This is a genomic window from Marinobacter sp. H13, assembly GCF_059072335.1.
Map to the genome: position 1 here is coordinate 2,161,145 of NZ_JCACRU010000001.1, position 18,264 is coordinate 2,179,408.

Below are 18,264 nucleotides of genomic sequence, written 5' to 3' on the forward strand. Positions count from 1 at the left end.
ACGGGGAGTCCGCGAGGGAAATCGGCATCCAGAAAAGGATCAGCTTTCGGGCTGGTCCTTTTTTCGTTTCAGGTCGAGGGTGAAGGCCAGGGGGATTACCAGGATGCTGTAGGCGATGATGGTGAGGATGGCGTGTCGGGCGTCGCCGGTCCAGTCGGCGATGAAGCCACCGGCCATGGGGATGGAAAAGGCCATGGTGTAGCCGACGAGGAAGGTGCCGGCTGACAGGCGCCCGGTTTCTCTGGAGGTGGTAACCAGGGGCGGTACGGCGACCAGGAGGATCAAGAGGATGCCGGCAGTGAGACTCATGAGGGTGGCACTGGCGATGGACCACCAGCCGGTGAAGGTGATGGCCCCCAGGGTGCCGAGGATGCTGATGCCGGCGGTAACGATGATGACGGAGCGGCGGCCGACCCAGTAACGGGCCATTTTCAGCATGGTCAGGGAGGCGAAGACCTGGGCGATGTTGTACCAGAACAGGGCATCGGAGAGTTTGTCGAACAGTCCCTGCTGTTCCAGAAGGTTGCCCATGTAGGCGTTGAGGCCGAAGAACATGGAGCCGGAGAGTCCCAGGAGCAGGCCGATTTTGAGGGTCAGGGGGTTGCTCCAGTCCGGCAGCCAGGAGACCTTGCCCACGGGTTTTGCCCGGTCGCGTCTGGGCAGATAAAGTGAGGCGGCAACCAGCAGTGCTGGCAGAGACCAGGCTAGGAGGGTGGCCCGCCAGCTGTTGTCCAGCAGGGGCATGAGTACTGGCAGGGTAACACCGGCGCCGATGAACTCACCCATCAGCATGCCGTTCATGTAGATGGCGGAGCCGAGGGCCAGGTGGTGGGGCTCGAGCCATCGTGGCAGCAATGCCGGCAGAGCGGGCTGCATCATGGCGACACCCAGTCCCATGACGGCACTGGCCAGCATCAGTGTGAGGGTGTCGGGTACCAGGCCGCGCCCGGCGGAGCCGATCACCATGATCACCATGGCCAGAGCCAGGGTATTGCGGGGGCCAATCCGGGCAATGGCCAGTGAGCCGGGCATGGAGCCGATGGCCAGCATCAGGATGGGCAGGGTGGTCAGGGCGCCGGTGAGTGCCTGGGTGAGTGCCAGTTCGTCGCTGATGAACGGCGCCAGGGGCGGCGCGACCAGTACCGGTATCCGCAGGTAAACGCCGGCCAGCCAAAGCAACACCGCCACCGGCAGCAGCCTCGCTGGCGGTGGCGGTGTGGTCGCGGCCTGGTGTTCAGCCACGGGCAAGACGATTCAGTCTTCGCTGGTGTCCGGCAGATAGGCACCGTCTTCGTCGTGGACTTCACGGCCGGTAACCGGTGGATTGAAGGCACAGATCAGTCGCATGTCTTCCGTGCCACCGTACAGGGTGTGCTGGTCATGCTTGTCGAGTGCGTACAGGGTTCCGTCAGTGATCTCATGGGTTTCACCAGTGGCTTTGTCCAGGATCTTGCCGTTGCCGGCAACACAGTAGACCGCTTCGAGGTGATGCTTGTACCAGAGGTTCAACTCGGCCCCGGCAGGGATGATGGTCTCGTGGAAGGAAAAGCCCATGCCGTCTTTTTTGAGAAGCATGCGGCGGCTTGTCCACCCTGGGCCGGTGACTTCCCGCTCGGTACCGATAATGTCTTGCACTCGTACGATTTTCATGAGCATTCCTCATTTTGTGATGGAATAGCCTTTTAGTATAAACATCCCTTTCAGGTGCGGTTCAACCGCCAATCGTCGTAAACGGCCATGGCCTGTTCGAGCGAGGTGGCGAATCTTTCCCGCTGGCGTTCATCCAGGGGGCGCCGTTTCCGGCACTTGTCGAAGGCTTTCTGAATTTCCTGTCGGCTCGATTTTTCAAGTCGCTCGAGCCAGTGATGGTCTGCTGGCTCAAGGTCCAGCAGGTCGCGACCAGCGTGATTCCGATGTGAGATATGCCACCAGTGATCCACGGCCCTTCCCAATACAACATAGCCGAACTGGCTGTCCTGTACAGGACCGAAGGTGGCTGTTTTCAATCCGTCCCTGAGCACGCCGATACTCAGCGCCGGCAAGGCCAACCGATCACCGTAGAAATAGCTGCCGGCAGCACCGATCAAACCGCCCACCAGAGCGCCGGTTCCTAGGGAGGAGCCGAAGGTCAGCGCGTCGATTCCGGCACCACTGACGGCGCCCGCGCCGAAGCCGGCGGTGGCCAGGTAGCGCTTGCTGACCGCCCAGGCTTTGCGGCTGTCTTCCGAGAACAGGTCGTGTTCGCTGTGCCACTCCAATTCGGCTTCCTGGCGGCGGATGCGCTGGTGCTGATAAAGATGTTCGATATCGACGCGCAGGGTCTGTTCCCGCTTGCGCTGGTGGCGATACCAACGGTCCCGCAGCTGTTCGGCCAGGGAGCCGTCACTGGTTTCTGCAGCCTGGCCGGCGGTAAGCGTCCGTTTTTCCTGGTAGGACATCATGCTTTCAAGTGTCCCGGCGATCAGTACTGCGGCCTGATGGCGGCGCTGCTGCCGCTGGGCGGACAGGTAGTGAGTGGCCTGTTCCAGTGGTGTTTCCCAGTCCGGCTCCAGTTGTCCGAAAGCCCGTAAAAGGCCCAGATGTTGCTCGAATGGGGCGCGAACCGCGTCGAAACGGCGGACAACCTGAAAGAACTGGCTCAGAGCAGCCTGCCAGGTGTCACTGTAGTCGTCGGCGCCGATGCTGTTGATCAGGGCCAGGCTCGGACGGCCGGTCCAGCGCAGGATGGTCATTTCTGCCTCGTGCTCTGCGCTGTAAGGCACCGAGCCGTCCACCACGTAGATGATCCCGGCGCCTTCGATCAGCGGTCTGAGAAGCTCACATTCATCGGTGAATCGGCCGTCCCCCTCATGCTGTGCCACAAAGGCTTTGACGGTGTCTGCGTGATCCGAGGCGGAGACACTGTGGGCTTCCAGCCACTCCATTACCCGTCTCGGCCGCTGGAATCCGGGCGTGTCGACCAGAGTGTAGAGGGTCTGGCCGTCCACCTTCAGCGGGTAAGCCTGATGCCTGCGTGTAGTGCCGGGTTCCAGGGCAATGGCAATGGCATCGTTCTGGGACAGAGTCGCCACCACGCTGGATTTACCCTTGTTCGGGTGTCCGACGACGGCAAACGTGGGTATCCGAGTCATGACCCGTCCCCTATGGCTGTGTAGGGGTCCCGCATCTGGAGCGGGGGCAGAGACACCTGGACGAACTCGCTGCCCACCCTTTGGGCAAATCGCAGCCAGGGCTGGATCTGGTGGGCATCGGGTTGCTGATTGCTGTCCGTGGCCAGTGGCACCAGCGCGACCCTGGCGTTGTCGGGCCAGATGTCCCAGGCGGCCGCCAGGAAATCCTGAAGCTCGCCGGTAGGAGGTTGCCAGCAGCGAACCAGCAGGATGACTGCCTTGGTGTTGTTTTTCAGATGCTCGGCGATCCGGTGCAGGGCTTGATCATCGTCCGAAAGGCGGGCGCTGCCGCCTGCCCTGAGCACGAGTTGCTTGCCTGACCGAAGCGACTCTGGCAATTCCGGTTCACCGGCGCCGGCCCAACACAACAGAATGTCGCTGTCTGGCAGTGATAGCAGGTTGCCTCGAGTATCGGTGTCCGGCAGATCGTCGGCGTCATGATGGCTGTTGCCAGTGTCCAGGGCGGGTGTTTCCATGCGATACAGCAGGGCGTGCATGGCTGGATGGCTGGTGAGCAGGCGCCGAGCTTTTTGCCGGGCCTGCACGGACGCACACGCCCAGAGAATTATCCTTGGCAGAAGAACCCAGGTTGCCCACATCATGGCCACAAACGGCCACCACAGACCCCAGAGGGCCGGGTCAGTACTTGCCGTTGGGTTACCGGCCCGGAAAAAACGCGTCGCCTCGACCAGCGCAAGATCCGGGGCCGCGGCAGGCCAGAGCCAGGCCCAGGGCGTCGCAATGGCCTTAACCAATCCGTGATAGCTGGTGGCGGCAGTGTCCAGCGTGGTGCTCCAGCCGAAGGCGAGGTCCTGCAAGACGACCATGGCCAGCAGGGTAAACAGCCCTGCGATGGCGAACGCAATGCCGCCCAGGTGAGCCGCTCTGGCCATCAGGGCAGGCTGAAGCCTGGTGAAGGCGCCATCTCCCGGGTTGACCCCCAATCGATGCGCCAACCAGCGCCAGGGCTGCCATCCGGCCATGGCTTGCACGGTGGTGAACAGGGCGAATATCAGGTGCAGCAACACGAACGCCAGGAAAACCGTGATGTTGATGCGCTGGCCGCCATCGTAGAACAGCAGCCCGGCCATGGTAAGCATGCCAGCGATCACCCCAATCGCGGCAAAACCACCGGTGATCCGGCGCCAGGCCCGAAGGGTCCGGTCGGTGGATGCCGGGGGTGTCCGGGGGCCGCTGAGTCGGTTCAGGTGGCCCAGCCAGCGGGCGGCGTCCGGCGCCACGCCCTGCTCTTCGCAAACCAGGGCAAACTTTCGGTCCCGCCGATGAAGGAAGGTTGAAGGCTGTGTTCTGTCCCGTTGCGCCTGGTCTTCAAATTCCAGCAGCAGTCGGAGAGGGCTGTCGGTCATTCGGTGTTCCGGTGTCGAATTCGGGCAGTCGGGCCCAGTGGGGCATTAGTGCTAGCCCGGATTTCTCATAGTGCTCCAACAACCTTCGCAGACCAAGCACTGGTAGTGCCAGATCCGAGTGGTCATGGTCGAAGTTGGCGATTATTTAGCCAGTTTCCGGCATTCAGGCACAACTCCCCCGTTCCCCCATTGGTATCGGGCCGGGGGAGCCCGATTATCTACTGGGGCACCAAGCGCTGAACCAGTGCTGAGAGATCGTTCTTGTGTGGATAGCTATCACTCATAAACACCCGTATTCGGCGGGTGTTGCGGATGATGACTGCGCCAACCTTGATCAGCTTCAAGCGCAAGGTGCCGGCACTCATACGTTCGAAGGGCGTGTTTTTCAGATGCACCCGCAAACGCTCGAACAGGGTGTAGGCGAAGCCGGATAAGATCAGCCGCCACTGGTTGGTCCACCAGTGTGTGCTGGAGGTGCGACCGGCAAACAGATCCAGTTGTTGATCCTTGATCCGGTTCTCCATATCACCCCGTGCGCAATACTGTTCGTAGTAGAGCTTGAATCCGTCATCGTAGCGGGAGCTGATAACGAACCGGGGGTTCGGGCCTTGAGGGCCATATTCCAGGCGCGCAACCACCCAGCGTGGCTTATGCCAGCTTCGGGCTTTGTAGCGGAAGCGGAAGGTGCTGGCGAGCTTATGGCCATGAGCCTCGTAGTAGGTCCGGACTTTGTCCATGGCTGGGGCGGCAAGCGCCTCCAGCCGCTGGTTGCGGGCCATGCCTACGATGTAATCCACCTGGTTGCGATCGCACCAGGCCAGCAGTCGGGGCTTGCTGAAGTGGGAGTCGCCCCGGAATACGATCCGGGTCTGTGGCCAATACTGGCGAATAAATCGCACCAGCAGCGCCAGAATGGCCCAACTGTGCCGGGCATCACCCCGGTTGCTGGTGCGCAGGTAGCTCACCAGCAAGTGCCGGCCGCAGAAGACGTAAAGCGGGAAGTAGCAGTGATGGTCGTAATACCGGTTAAAGAATTTACCCGGCTGATCCCCATGCACCGGGATATCGGTGCCGTCAAAATCCAGCACGATTTCCTTCGGCGGCTCTTCGTGTTGTTCAATAAAGTGGTGCCAGAGCAGCTCATGGGCCTTCACAATGGTTTGCCGGTCCATTGCCTGTTCCATTCGGCACAGCGTGGATTTGCCAGCCAGAGCGGAGGCGTTACCCGTGGCGGTTTGTAGCGCCTGATCAAAGCGCAGGGCTTCATGGTCATTCAGATCTTCGTAGCCACCGGCCACACCGTAGACCCGTTGCCGGACCAGGGACTTGAGCTCATGACGAATCATCCGGGGATCCCGCTGGTCGGTCAGAGTCTCGGCCAGCCGTTGGGTTAACCGGTGTTGTTTGTCGACTTCGCGCAGTAACAGCAAGCCGGCATCGGAGGTGATATGGCCTCCGGAGAAGTCGGTTTCAATCTGGCGGCGGGAAAGTGGCGAGAAGGTCAGTTTTTGAGGTACCATTCTGGATGCGGCTACTGGTGCTTGGTGGATTGGTTAGGTTCTTGAAACTATAGCACTTTTAGCCGCTTCTTTTTATCCCTTCATGAGAAATCCGGGCTAGGATATAGGCATACCCGCACCGGATACCAGACAACGAGACTCCATGCCCCACCATCTGATGAACCTCCGCCATGTACCCGATGACGAAGCCGATGAAATCCGGGCCCTGTTTGATGCCCACGAGGTAGCCTATTACGAGACGCCACCAAGCCGCTGGGGCATCAGCATGGGCGGTTTCTGGGTGCACGACGACGATGAGGCGGCCAGGGCCAGGGCGCTGCTGGATGAGTATCAGAGGCAACGCTATGAAACCCAGCGACAGGCCTACGAGGAGCACCTGGCCCGGGGCGAATCCGGCGGTTTCTGGTTCATGCTCAGGCAGAGGCCAATCCGGACTCTGGCGGCCTGCATTGCCATTCTGGTCATCATGGGTCTGAGCCTGCTGCCGTTCATCCGGATCGGATAGCGACCCGGCAATCAGTTGCTTTTCTTTCGGTCGAGGAATGCGATTGCCTCGTCAACCGCATCGCCGGCTGTGAGAAAGCTGGTGACATGTCCTCGCAGATGCATTTCATAGAGTTCGCTGTATACCTGATGACTTGCGAGTGCGTCCCGGAAACGTTCGGCCTGGCTGAAGGGCACAAGCATGTCCACGGCGCCGTGAAACAGGAAGAAGGGCGGTGCGTTGGCCGTCACGTGACTGATCGGTGAGGCACTGCGATAGGTGTCCGGCATCGCCTGCTGCTCGCCACCGAGGAACTGCCGGATCAACTTGCTCGAACCGAACGCCATGAGGTCAGACGGCAAGCCGCCGGCGACAACAGCGTGCAGCCGGGACTCCGGCCCGCCGTAGGGCTGGTTCAGCTCGCTGTCGGAGCTTGCCACCAGGGCCAGCAGGGCAATCAGATGGGCGCCGGATGAAAACCCGAAACCACTGACTTGCTTGCGGTCTAGGCGGTATTTGTCGGCATGCTCGTTCAACCACTGGCGGGCGAGCTGGAGATCATGCAGCTGCGCCGGGAAGGTGTATTCCGGTGCAAACCGGTAGTCGATGTTCAGCACCGCGAAACCGCGGCTGGCCACTTCTTCCGCGATCCAGGCCATGTCTTCACGGGACCGTCGTTGCCAGCCACCCCCGTGAACCATCAGGACCACCGGATGGCGATGCCCTGAGGCCCCGTTTTCGGGCAGGTAAAGGTCGGCGAACAGTCGTTGTGGCCAGTTATCGGGGGAGAACTGTACATTGCGCTCTACCTGAAAGGATTGTTCTCCCGGCAAGGCCGCGTTCTCTGGTGCATTGTGGTGGGTCGCGCACCCGGCCAGCAACAGCAGGCTGCCAATCACGCCGACCAACCCACCCCGTCTGCCCCCTGTTCGGTAACCGGGCACTGGGCTCTCCTTTTTCAGGCGAATTGAGGTTTCACACCAAATTTACGACAGACTGATATTGATGGATGCCGGTACGGGGCGGGTTGCCTTATCCAGACTCCATTGTCTGACATTCAGTACAGTGTCCGGTTTCAAGGACAATCTCTGCAAGGCTCGCAATAGGCGTGTTTTTCGATGATTGCCGGCCCCGGGGCTGTCCGGAAATCCGGAATTATTCTCTAAGGCTCAAGTAAGAGGTAAATTTAATTTTTATAAATCATAGACATAGCCAATTGGCACAGGATGCGCATGGCGTTCCCGGGGCCCGGCTTGCGGCCTGGTCTGTTCGTTTACAACAACAAACAAGGAACGATCATGAAACGAATAATGCTCTGCGCCCTGATCGGCGCCACGGGGTTGACCCTCTCAGCCTGCAAGGATAATCCACCGTTCAACGAAATCCCCGATTTCATTCAGGGCGATATCAGTCAGACCAGCTACGACGGTATTACCGATGACCTGCTTACTGCGGGCCTGGGTGCCAGCGGTCTGGCCAGTGCGCCCGGGCCTGCATTCGCAGACCCTTTGAACCCTACCGCTGCAGAACTTCGACGGTTGGCGATCTATAACAACTATCGCGCACTGGTGGATACCGCCCCCGGAGGCGGTTATGGGACCTTCTTTGGTCCGCAGGTTAACGCCAGCGGTGAAGGCCTGATTGCGGGTGAAGAATTCATTGCCTACATGTCAGTGCCCGGAACCGACATGCCGGTTACGGTGATGGCTCAGGTGCCCGATAGCTTTGACCCGGATCGACCCTGCATGGTCACGGCGCCGTCCTCCGGCTCCCGGGGCATCTACGGTGCTATCGGTACGGCCGGCGAGTGGGGCCTGAAAAAAGGGTGTGCTGTCGTATACACCGACAAGGGCACAGGAACAGGTTCCCATAACCTGGCTACAAACACCGCCCAGCGGATTGATGGCACGCTCACCTCCGATGTCGAACCAGTGCAGTTCCGGGCCGACCTGACCGATGGGCAGCGAGCGGATTTCGACAGCGCCTGGCCGGATCGGTTTGCCTGGAAGCACGCTCACTCCAGAGCCAATCCGGAAGCCGACTGGGGCCAGCATGTACTGCAGTCCATTGAATTCGGGTTTTACGTGCTGAACGAGAAGTTTGGCCGTGAGCTGGGCAACGGCGAAACGCTGCTGACCATCAAACCCAAAAACACCGTGGTCATTGCCTCCAGTGTCTCCAACGGTGGTGGTTCTTCCGTCCGTGCAGCCGAGCAGGATACGAAGGGCCTTATCGATGGAGTGGCGGTGTCCGAGCCCAACGTGAACCCGCAGGTGGACCGAAGCTTCACCATACGCCAGGGCGAGGGCCCGGAGATTACCGAGCACAGCCGCAGCCTGCTGGATTACACCACGGCCCTTGCCGTCTATCAGGGTTGTGCCAACCAGGCGCCGGCGATCCGGGACGATGCGCCATTGAACGCCACCTTCAATCCCCCTGCAATCGGCGAGAATATCTGTAACTCCCTTGCCAACAAGGGTCTGGTAAGTGGTGCCACGCTGGATGACCGAGCCACAGACGCACTGCGCATCCTGAACGAGGACTTTGGTATTCAGCCGGAGCAGAATCTGCTGGCGCCGGTGCACTTCGGGCTCGCCGTAGCCCAGAGTATTTCCATGACCTATGCCAATGCTTATGGTCGCGCCGGTGTCGAGGATCGTGTCTGTGATCTCAGCCTGGCGGCCGTGGATGGCGCCGGGGCAGTGGCTCCGATAGCGCCGGGGGTAGAGGCCGCTCTGTTCTCTATCAGCAATGGCATTCCGCCGTCGGCCGAGGTGAACATCGTCTACGATGGTGCCGATGGTCAGCCCACCAATCTGCCTGCCAGTGCTTCACCAAGTACCAACCAATTGGACTATGGCCTGGATGCACTGTTGTGCCTTCGTAGCCTTGCCCAGGGCAGCGACGCCGTCAGCGGAGCTGATCTGCAGGGCTCTGACGCCGAGCTGGCAACGGCTATTGCCGAGGGTATCGCCGAGGTCCGTGCCTCGGGTGATCTGCAGGGCAAGCCGACGGTCTTCGTGACCGGCCGTGCCGATGCGATTCTACCCATCAACCACACCTCCCGGCCCTATTTTGGCCTGAACCAGCGAGTGGAGGGGGAGAAAAGTAACCTGCGGTACTACGAAATCCTGAACGCGCATCACCTGGACGTACTTAATGGGTTCCCGGGCGTTGCTGACCGGTATGTGCCGTTGCACCACTATTATTTCCAGGCGCTGGACCTGGTCTGGGCCAATCTGACCGAAAAGCAGGCGTTGCCGCCAAGCCAGGTAGTCCGGACGGTGCCACGGGGCGCTATCACAACACCGCTGGCGGAGGTCAACCTGCCGGCGATCAATCCCGCGCCGGATGCTGGCGACCGGATTGTCTTTACTGACAACCAGGTCCGGATCCCGGAATAAGTGTGACACGCGCCGGCCCGTTGCGGGGCCGGCTTCGTTTGCCCCCGGTCCGGGGGCCCCATATACTTCCGTCACTGCACCCGGCCTGTCGGGTGCGAGGGTTATCCAGATGAATGACATTCGACCCGTTGGTGCGCGGTACATGACACAGCTGTTTTCTGACAACAATAAAAGTGGCCTGACCAGAGACCTGATCGAAGCCCTGTTTCCCATGTTCGAGGAAGCCAGCGCCGGTGCCATCGCCGTGGACTGCGATGCACGGATTACCTGGATTAACAGCAGCTACTCCCATCTTCTTGGCCTGGGCGATCCGTCTACCATCATCGGCAAACCGGTGCGCCAGCTAATCCCTCACACCCGAATGCCCGAAGTGGTCGAAACCGGTAAACCCCTGCTGCTGGACATCATGGAGCACAACCAGCAACAGTTGGTGGTAACGCGCCTGCCGTACTACGACGACAACGGAAAAATCGTCGGTGCCGTGGCCTTTGTACTTTACGACGACCTTCAGCCCCTGACGCCACTGGTGTCGAAATACCGTCGGCTCCACCAGGATCTTGCGGCCGCGCGCAAGGCGTTGGCGAAAAAGGCACGAGGTACTCGCTATAGCCTCGGTGATTTCGTTGGTGCCAGCCCGGCAGCGCTGGAGGTCAAGCGTCGCGCGCGCTTGGCGGCCGGACGCGATATGCCGGTTCTACTGCTGGGAGAAACGGGCACCGGCAAGGAAGTACTCGCCCAGGCGATTCATACGGTCTCGGGACGTGCGGAGAAACCGTTCGTGGGAGTGAACGTGGCCGCCATTCCGGACAACCTCCTTGAGGCCGAGTTCTTTGGCGTCGCACCCGGCGCCTACACCGGTGCCGATCGCCGCACCCGGGAAGGCAAGTTTCAACTGGCTAACGGTGGCACCCTGTTTCTCGACGAGGTGGGTGACATGCCGTTGCCGCTTCAGGCCAAGCTGCTGCGGGCCCTGCAAGAGGGAGAGATTGAACCGCTGGGCTCCAACAAGGTGGTTTCGGTGGATGTTCGGGTTATTGCTGCCACCAGCAGAAATCTTGAGGTCATGATCTCCGAAGGTACTTTCCGCTCCGATCTTTATTACCGCCTTAATGTCCTGGAAATCCCCATTCCACCCTTGAGGGATCGGCTGGCGGATCTCGGTGTGCTCTGCGAAGCGCTTCTTGAAGAGATCTGCGAGGGTCTGGAGTTGCGTGGTGAGATTACGGATGCCGGCGTCTCGGCGCTGGGCAGTTATGACTGGCCGGGCAATATCCGTGAGTTGCGCAACGTTCTCGAGCGGGCAATGACCATGGGCGAGGAAGGTGGCTTGCTCGATGCCGACGCGATTTTCAAGGTGTTGCCCCGAGCCGGGACGCGCCCGGTGTCTTCTCTTGCACCGCAACCGGTCAGGCCGTTGTCCCAGACACTGGCCGAGGCAGAGGCCCAGGCGATCGAAGAAGCTCTGGTGGCAAGCCGTGGCAACCGTACCCGGGCTGCCAAGCTATTGGGTATATCCCGATCTGTTCTGTACGAGAAACTGGCCAAGCTGTCCTGAAATCCGGACGACTGTCTGCTCATCCGTACAATCCCTTACGACTGACGTCTAATGATGTCCTCGATTCCGGACACTTTCCCTCGTGCCGGCCCCGGCCGTATTTTATAACTAGCTGAAATATATCAATAAAATTAACATGGCATAGTGTCTGCTATATCCGAGGCGCAGGACGTCAGAACAATGCACAGAACAAGACTGACGCTAACTGTTGGACCCCAAACATTACCCTGTCCGTCTGTTCCTGCATTCTCTGACTATACTCAGTTCAGGCCTTTCTGGTTGTAAGCCGCCAGGCCAGACAAAACAACAAAGTTAGGAGACTTGCCAATGAAACTTCTCAAGGCTCTCACCGGTGTGGCCGGTGCGATCGCTCTTACCACGGGCTCTGCGTTTGCAGAAGATCTGCGCTGGAAAATGCCCGTTGCCTTCGCCACCAACCTTCCGGGCCTCGGTTCTCCCGCCGCCTGGGTTGCAGATAACCTCACCACCGCCTCCGATGGCAGCATCCAGGTCCGTGTCTATGAGCCCGGCAAGCTGGTTCCGCCGTTCGACATCCTGCAGTCCGTCTCAGACGGCAAGGTATCCGCTGGTTACACCTGGATCGGCTATGACCAGGGCAAAGTGCCTGCAATTCCCCTGTTCGCCGCTGTTCCCTTCGGCATGAAGCCGCCTGCCTATATCGGCTGGTACTACTACGGTGGCGGTCATGAAATGCTGCAGGAAACCTATGCCAACAAGGGCTTCAACGTTCACGCTCAGCTGTGCGGTATCATTGGGCCCGAGACAGCCGGCTGGTATTCCGAGCCCATCGAAACACTGGAAGACTACAAAGGCCTGAAGATCCGCTTCGCCGGTCTCGGTGGTAAGGTTCTCGAGAAACTGGGCGCCTCTGTCACCATGATGCCGGGCGGCGAGCTCTACCAGGCACTGGAGAAGGGCACCATTGATGCCACCGAATTCTCCATGCCCGCCATCGATCAGATCCTTGGCTTCAACCAGGTGGTCAAGTACAACCTGTTCCCGGGCTGGCACCAGCAGTTTACAGCCCAGTACATGCTGATCAACAAGGACGAGTGGGCACGAGCCACCGAAGCCCAGAAGGCGCTGGTTGAGGCTTCCTGCACCGCGGCAACCACTCGTGGTCTGGCCGAGGGCGAGTACAAGAACGGCAAGGTTCTGGCCGAGTTCCAGGACAAGGGCGTTCAGGCCGACCAGATCCCCCGCGAAGTTCTGCTCAAGCTGAGGGAAGTAACCCAGGAAGTGCTGGAAGAAGAAGCGTCCAAGGATGCCGACTTCAAGCGTGTCTATGAAAGCCAGCAGGAGTTCATGGAATCCTACAAGATCTGGGATACCCGCGCCTATGTTCCGGCGGACCTCTAAGGTTCGGGGCTGACCCTGGGCACCGGACGCAATTCCGGTGCCCACTGATATAGTCTGGATGGCCCTGCGGGGCCATCCTTGTTTAACGACAGGCTTTCTGAACGAGGAACTGTTGTATGGCAGTGTCTGATAAAGGCTCACCGCCCGATGTGCACGCATCGGCGTCGGACGCCGGTCAATTTATTCATCATCACACAGTGTTTCCGACCACCTGGCTAAGCCAGGTTTTGGACGCTGTGATTTCTGCGATAGGCAAGAGTGCGTCCTGGCTTTGGATTGTGGTCACCGGCGTGATCATCTATGCGGTAGTGGGTCGCTATGCCTTTGGCATGGGGTCGGTCACTCTGGAAGAAGTCCAGTGGCATCTGGCCGGTGCGGGCTGGTTGCTGGGGTTGGGCTATACCCTGGTTACCGACGATCATGTCAGGGTCGACGTGATCCATGAGCGCCTGTCACTGAAAGGTCAGGCCTGGATTGAACTGTTTGGCCTGGTATTCCTGTTGTTGCCGTTTCTCGTGCTGGCGGTTTACGAAATGATCCCGTACGCAGTCAGTTCCTGGGAGCAGGGTGAGACCAGTCAGGCACCTGCCGGGCTTCCCTACCGCTGGATCCTCAAGGGCGTTCTGGCACTGTCCTTTGTGCTGCTGATTATTGCTGCCCTGTCCCGTCTGCTGAAAGTCACTGCCCTGCTTTTCGGCTTTCCGAAGCCAATCCGGATCGAATCCGGTGAGAACAAGAAAGAGGATGCGTCCTGATGGAGCTTGAAACCCTTTTTGTAATCGGCATGTTCCTCACCTTCGGGGCGCTGTTGATGACCGGTTATCCGGTCGCTTGGGTACTGGGCGGCACCGCGGTTATCTGGACCGTTGTTGGTGTCGTCGCCGTTGAGAATTTTGGAGCCAATCTGTGGTTCGATTATCAATCTTCCATGGGGCTTGTGCCCGAGCGAATCTGGAAGGTGGTAAGCAGTGAAACCCTTGTTGCCCTGCCCATGTTTATCTTCATGGGCATCATGCTTGACCAGTCCGGTGTTGCCGAGCGACTGATGAACAGTATGGTGAAACTCTTTGGCGCCGTCCGCGGCGGCTATGCGGTGACCGTCATCGTTATCGGCGTTCTGTTGGCCGCGACCACCGGTATCATCGGGGCGTCGGTCGTACTCCTCGGCATGTTGTCCTTGCCGGTGATGATGGAGAACAAGTACGACAAGGGGTTTGCCGTGGGTACCGCCTGTGCCACCGGAACCCTGGGCATCCTGATTCCGCCTTCCATCATGCTGGTCTTGATGGCTGACCGCCTGGCGGTGCCAGAGGCCTCAGTCGGCGACCTGTTCATGGGCGCGTTCTTTCCCGGTTTGATGCTGGGTGCCATGTATGTGGCATACGCCATCATCCGTCCCATGCTGCAACCGAATATTGCACCGGTGCCGGAAGGTACCGAGAAAGTCAGCTGGGCCATTGTCTGGGAAGTAGCCAAGGCCGTAGTGCCAACCGCCGCGTTGATTCTGGGCGTGTTGGGCTCTATTTTCGCCGGCATAGCTACCCCGACGGAGGCGTCGGGTGTTGGCGCCCTGGGCGCCCTGCTGTTGGCCCTGATGTCGGGTCGACTGAACCTGAGCGTGCTCAACTCCTCCATGCAGCAGACAACACGCACGGCTGCGTTCATCTTTGCCATCTTCCTCGGTGCAACCGCGTTCTCCGTTGTTCTTCGCGGGCTGGGTGGCGACCAGGTGATTGAAGACGCTCTGCTGGGCCTGCCGTTCGGACCCTACGGTGTGGTTCTCACCATCCTGTTTGGTGTTTTCCTGCTGGGGTTCTTCCTGGACTGGGTCGAGATTACGCTGATCATCCTGCCCCTGGTTGCGCCTGTAGTTCAGACTCTGGGATTTGACCTGGTGTGGTTCACCATTCTGTTTGCGATGTGCCTGCAGACCTCGTTCCTGACACCCCCGGTCGGTTTTGCGCTGTTCTACATCAAGGGTGTGGCGCCGCCGGAGATCGCCGTTACCGATATCTATCGTGGCGTAATTCCGTTCATCATTATCCAGCTTGTAGCTCTGGCCATTGTGTTCGTGGTTCCGGAAATTGCGACCTGGCTGCCGAGTGTGGCTTACGACTAAGGAGACATTAACAATGCGTCTGGAAAACCGGATTGCTTTGATTACCGGTGCCGGTCGCGGCATCGGCCGGGCCATTGCCGAGGCATACGGCCGCGAAGGCGCCAAGGTCGCTGTGGCTGACCTGACACTCGAGGCGGCCCAGGACACCGTAGACGCCATCGAGCAGGCCGGCGGAACTGCCATTGCCCTTGAGATGGATGTGACTGACGAGGGTGCAGTTGACGTAAACGTCAAATCTGTGGTTAAACAGTGGGGTGGTCTGGACATCGCCATTGCGAACGCCGGCATCCAGCATATTGATCCGGTGCACAAACTGGCTTATTCCGATTGGCGCAAAGTCATGAATGTGCATCTTGATGGCGCTTTCCTGGTGACTCGCGCGGCACTCAAGCACATGTACGAGAGCGGCGGTGGCACCATGCTCTACATGGGGTCGGTGCATTCTCTGGAGGCCTCTCCCCTGAAAGCCCCTTATGTGGCGGCCAAGCACGGCATGCTGGGGTTGTGTCGGGCGGTGGCGAAGGAAGGTGCGGAACACGGGGTGCGGAGCAACATCATCTGCCCCGGGTTTGTGCGCACGCCCCTGGTGGACAAGCAGATTCCGGAACAGGCCAAGGAGCTGGGCATTTCCGAAGAGGAAGTGATCAGTAAAGTTATGCTCAAGAACACTGTGGACGGGGAATTCACCACCCTGGAAGACGTGGCAGAGTTGGCCGTTCATCTGGCTGCATTCCCTTCTGCGGCTTTGACTGGCCAGTCCATCGTAGTCAGTCACGGCTGGCATATGCAGTAACATTCAGGAGATATGGATGAGCAATGAAGAACAATCACCGGTAGTCTGGTCTCCGTCGGAAGACACCCTGGCCAATTCCCGTATGGGCCAGTTCAAGGCCTGGCTGGAGCAGCAGGGCTTCGGCCCGTTTGCTGACTACCACGCACTGCACCAGTGGTCCATTGATGAGCTGGAAACCTTCTGGCAAAAAGTCTGGGATTACTGTGGTCTTGTCTGCGATACACCGGCTGAAAGAGTACTGGGCAAGCATGAAATGCCGGGCGCCGAATGGTTCCCCGGGATGAAGCTGAACTTTGCCGCCAACCTGCTGAGGCTCGCAGATGGTGAGCACCGCGATCGCGAAGCCGTGGTGGCGTACTGTGAAACCCGTCCGGTGCTGCGTCGCACCTATGCCGAACTGAAAGCCGACGCCGGTGCCCTGGAAGCCTTCCTGCGAAGTAAAGGCATCAAACAGGGTGACCGGGTAGCCGGTGTTGTTACCAACGGCTATGAAGCCCTGGTAGGGATGCTGGCCGCTACAAGTCTTGGGGCCATCTGGAGTTCCGCGTCACCGGATTTCGGCATCGGCGCGATTCTTGACCGTTTTGGCCAGATCGAACCTTCGGCTCTGATCGCCGTGAACGGCTACGGCTACGGCGGCAAAGTGTTTGCGCGCCAGCAGGATTTTGCCGAGCTCATTGCCGGCCTGCCAACGCTCAAGGCGGTTGTCAGTGTCCAGCAACTGCCAGACGAGGCTCCGATTTCCGGCGATCTGGTGACTACCTGGGAAAACGCCCTCGCTGCTGGCGAAGGAACGGCTCCTTCCTTTACGCCTCTGCCTCCGGATCATCCGGTATATATCCTGTATTCCTCCGGCACCACGGGCAAACCCAAGTGCATCGTGCACGGCAATGCTGGCCTGCTGGTTAATCATGCCAAGGAGCTGATGCTGCACGGCGACGTTGGCCCCGAAGACCGGTTCCTGTACTTCACCACCTGTGGCTGGATGATGTGGAACTGGCAGGCCTCCGCCCTGATGACCGGCGCCGCCGTAATCACCGTTGATGGCTCTCCGGGTTACCCGAGCCTGAACTTCCTGTGGGATACCGTGGCGGAAGAGAAGGTCACCCACTTTGGAACCAGCGCCCGGTTCATTGCCGGCTGCCGCAAAGGCGAGCTCAAGCCCGTAAAAACACTGGATCAGAGCAATTTGCGAGTGGTGTTTTCCACCGGCTCACCGTTGCTGCCGGAAGACTATGACTGGGTCTACAGCGATGGCGCCCCCGACGCCCTGCTTGGCTCCATTGCCGGTGGCACGGACATCTGCGGCTGCTTCGTGGGTTCAACGCCACTGCTGCCTGTTCGCCGCGGCGAAATCCAGTGCCGTTTCCTGGGCGTCGACGCGGTTGCCTACGGCGACGATGGCCAGCCGGTCAGTGAAGGTCGCGGCGAGCTCGTCTGCCGTCAGCCGCTGCCATCCATGCCCGTCAGCTTCTGGCAGGATCCGGATGGCGAGCGCTACCGCGACGCCTACTTCAACACCTTCCCGGGCGTATGGGCCCACGGTGATTTCATCGAGTTCACCGAACACGGCGGCGCCATCATCTATGGTCGCTCCGACGCCACCCTGAACCCGGGCGGCGTTCGAATCGGTACCGCGGAAATCTACCGCCAGGTTGAAACCGTGGCCGAGGTCAAAGACAGCCTCGTCGTCGGCCGCCAGATCGACGGCGACGTGGAAGTGGTTTTGCTGGTGGTTCCGGCCGACGGTCAGGAAATCACCGACGATCTGCTGAAACAGCTCAAGAGTCGAATCCGCGAGGGCGCCAGCCCACGGCACGTGCCCAAGCACATTGTGGAGGTGAACGACATTCCGTACACCCGCAGTGGCAAAAAGGTGGAATTGGCAGTGGCCCGTCTGATCAATGGTTCGAAGAAGGCGGACAATCGGGATGCTTTGGGGAACCCCGAAGCGTTGGATCACATTCGGGAGCGGTTGGCCGAGGTTGGGCTGTTGCCCAGTTGAAGGTCTGAAATCTGATGGAGGCTGTCGGTTTATGCTGTGCTAATCCGACTTACTCTCTTGATTTTGTCGACAAAAATGCTTCCGAGAATGGCCTTGATTGACCGCGCGGAGGCACACCGAGAGGCCCGGTGAGCGGCAGAAGAACCCCTTTCCAAAACTGTGCGGAGCCAGGGATGGCGGAGCCCAAGCGTCACAGGGATGTGCCGTTAGGAGCGTGTTTTGGAAAGGGGTTCTTCTGCCGCTCTACCCGAATGTCCGATGTTAGAAAGTTTCGTAAATTCCCGCCATTTCATCGTCTTGTAACCGAAGATCAGGCATTTTTAGTCCGTTCTTATACTAAGATCGTAACCAAAATTAACGAAAAAATGGTATCTTAGTAGCCCTATCAAAAGTTCCTAATCAGTCATTGCTCAGGTCGGACGTTCAAAAGACGCCTGACCCCGCCATGACCGTCCTGAACCCACCCA

14 protein-coding genes are annotated in these 18,264 nt (G+C 59.5%); 8 read left to right on the forward strand and 6 right to left on the reverse strand.

The annotated features are described in order from the left end of the window. Nucleotides 1–39: 39 nt before the first annotated feature. From AC5JQH_RS09990 to AC5JQH_RS10010, 5 genes are all read right to left on the reverse strand, one after another. Nucleotides 40–1,242 carry an MFS transporter gene (locus AC5JQH_RS09990; RefSeq protein ID WP_273155837.1) on the reverse strand — a complete coding sequence of 401 codons (1,203 nt, stop codon included), beginning with the start codon at nt 1,240–1,242 and terminating at the stop codon, nt 40–42. A gap of 12 nt (nt 1,243–1,254) precedes the next feature. Beyond that, entirely contained in the window at nt 1,255–1,650 is a 396-nt protein-coding gene (locus tag AC5JQH_RS09995; protein WP_008176749.1) for an ectoine synthase, read from the reverse strand. A 50-nt stretch (nt 1,651–1,700) separates the two neighbouring features. Further along, nucleotides 1,701–3,131: a GTPase/DUF3482 domain-containing protein gene (locus AC5JQH_RS10000; protein ID WP_491713054.1), complete on the reverse strand. Its 1,431-nt coding sequence runs from the start codon at nt 3,129–3,131 to the stop codon at nt 1,701–1,703. Then, nucleotides 3,128–4,537, reverse strand: a complete 1,410-nt coding sequence (locus tag AC5JQH_RS10005) for a DUF2868 domain-containing protein (protein ID WP_493805539.1) — start codon at nt 4,535–4,537, stop codon at nt 3,128–3,130. Before AC5JQH_RS10005 ends, AC5JQH_RS10000 begins: the two co-directional genes overlap by 4 nt. A gap of 218 nt (nt 4,538–4,755) precedes the next feature. Further along, on the reverse strand, nt 4,756–6,057 hold the full coding sequence (locus AC5JQH_RS10010) for an IS1380-like element ISMaq3 family transposase (protein WP_493805540.1): 1,302 nt from the start codon (nt 6,055–6,057) through the stop codon (nt 4,756–4,758). Nucleotides 6,058–6,199: 142 nt separating this feature from the next. Between AC5JQH_RS10010 and AC5JQH_RS10015 the strand changes: the two genes are divergently transcribed. Next, nucleotides 6,200–6,562 carry a DUF6164 family protein gene (locus AC5JQH_RS10015; protein WP_493805541.1) on the forward strand — a complete coding sequence of 121 codons (363 nt, stop codon included), beginning with the start codon at nt 6,200–6,202 and terminating at the stop codon, nt 6,560–6,562. 11 nt (nt 6,563–6,573) lie between these two features. Here the strand turns inward: AC5JQH_RS10015 and AC5JQH_RS10020 are convergent, their stop codons facing one another. Then, nucleotides 6,574–7,485 carry an alpha/beta hydrolase gene (locus tag AC5JQH_RS10020; protein WP_008176757.1) on the reverse strand — a complete coding sequence of 304 codons (912 nt, stop codon included), beginning with the start codon at nt 7,483–7,485 and terminating at the stop codon, nt 6,574–6,576. A 354-nt stretch (nt 7,486–7,839) separates the two neighbouring features. Between AC5JQH_RS10020 and AC5JQH_RS10025 the strand changes: the two genes are divergently transcribed. The 7 genes from AC5JQH_RS10025 (at nt 7,840) to AC5JQH_RS10055 (ending at nt 17,797) form a co-directional block, all read left to right on the forward strand. Beyond that, nucleotides 7,840–9,945, forward strand: coding sequence for a 3-hydroxybutyrate oligomer hydrolase family protein (locus AC5JQH_RS10025; protein ID WP_273155831.1), 2,106 nt, complete (start codon nt 7,840–7,842; stop codon nt 9,943–9,945). 142 nt (nt 9,946–10,087) lie between these two features. After that, complete coding sequence (locus AC5JQH_RS10030) at nt 10,088–11,500, forward strand: sigma-54 interaction domain-containing protein (protein WP_014578922.1); 1,413 nt, start codon at nt 10,088–10,090, stop codon at nt 11,498–11,500. 327 nt (nt 11,501–11,827) lie between these two features. Continuing rightward, nucleotides 11,828–12,880, forward strand: coding sequence for a TRAP transporter substrate-binding protein (locus AC5JQH_RS10035; RefSeq protein ID WP_273084090.1), 1,053 nt, complete (start codon nt 11,828–11,830; stop codon nt 12,878–12,880). A 116-nt stretch (nt 12,881–12,996) separates the two neighbouring features. Next, complete coding sequence (locus AC5JQH_RS10040) at nt 12,997–13,635, forward strand: TRAP transporter small permease subunit (RefSeq protein WP_273155829.1); 639 nt, start codon at nt 12,997–12,999, stop codon at nt 13,633–13,635. Further along, nucleotides 13,635–14,999, forward strand: a complete 1,365-nt coding sequence (locus tag AC5JQH_RS10045; RefSeq protein ID WP_273155827.1) for a TRAP transporter large permease subunit — start codon at nt 13,635–13,637, stop codon at nt 14,997–14,999. The genes AC5JQH_RS10040 and AC5JQH_RS10045 overlap by 1 nt, the downstream gene beginning before the upstream one ends. Before the next feature lie 13 nt (nt 15,000–15,012). Beyond that, nucleotides 15,013–15,792, forward strand: a complete 780-nt coding sequence (locus tag AC5JQH_RS10050) for a 3-hydroxybutyrate dehydrogenase (protein ID WP_273155826.1) — start codon at nt 15,013–15,015, stop codon at nt 15,790–15,792. 16 nt (nt 15,793–15,808) lie between these two features. Continuing rightward, nucleotides 15,809–17,797, forward strand: a complete 1,989-nt coding sequence (locus tag AC5JQH_RS10055) for an acetoacetate--CoA ligase (protein WP_493805542.1) — start codon at nt 15,809–15,811, stop codon at nt 17,795–17,797. The last annotated feature ends 467 nt before the right edge of the window (nt 17,798–18,264 follow it).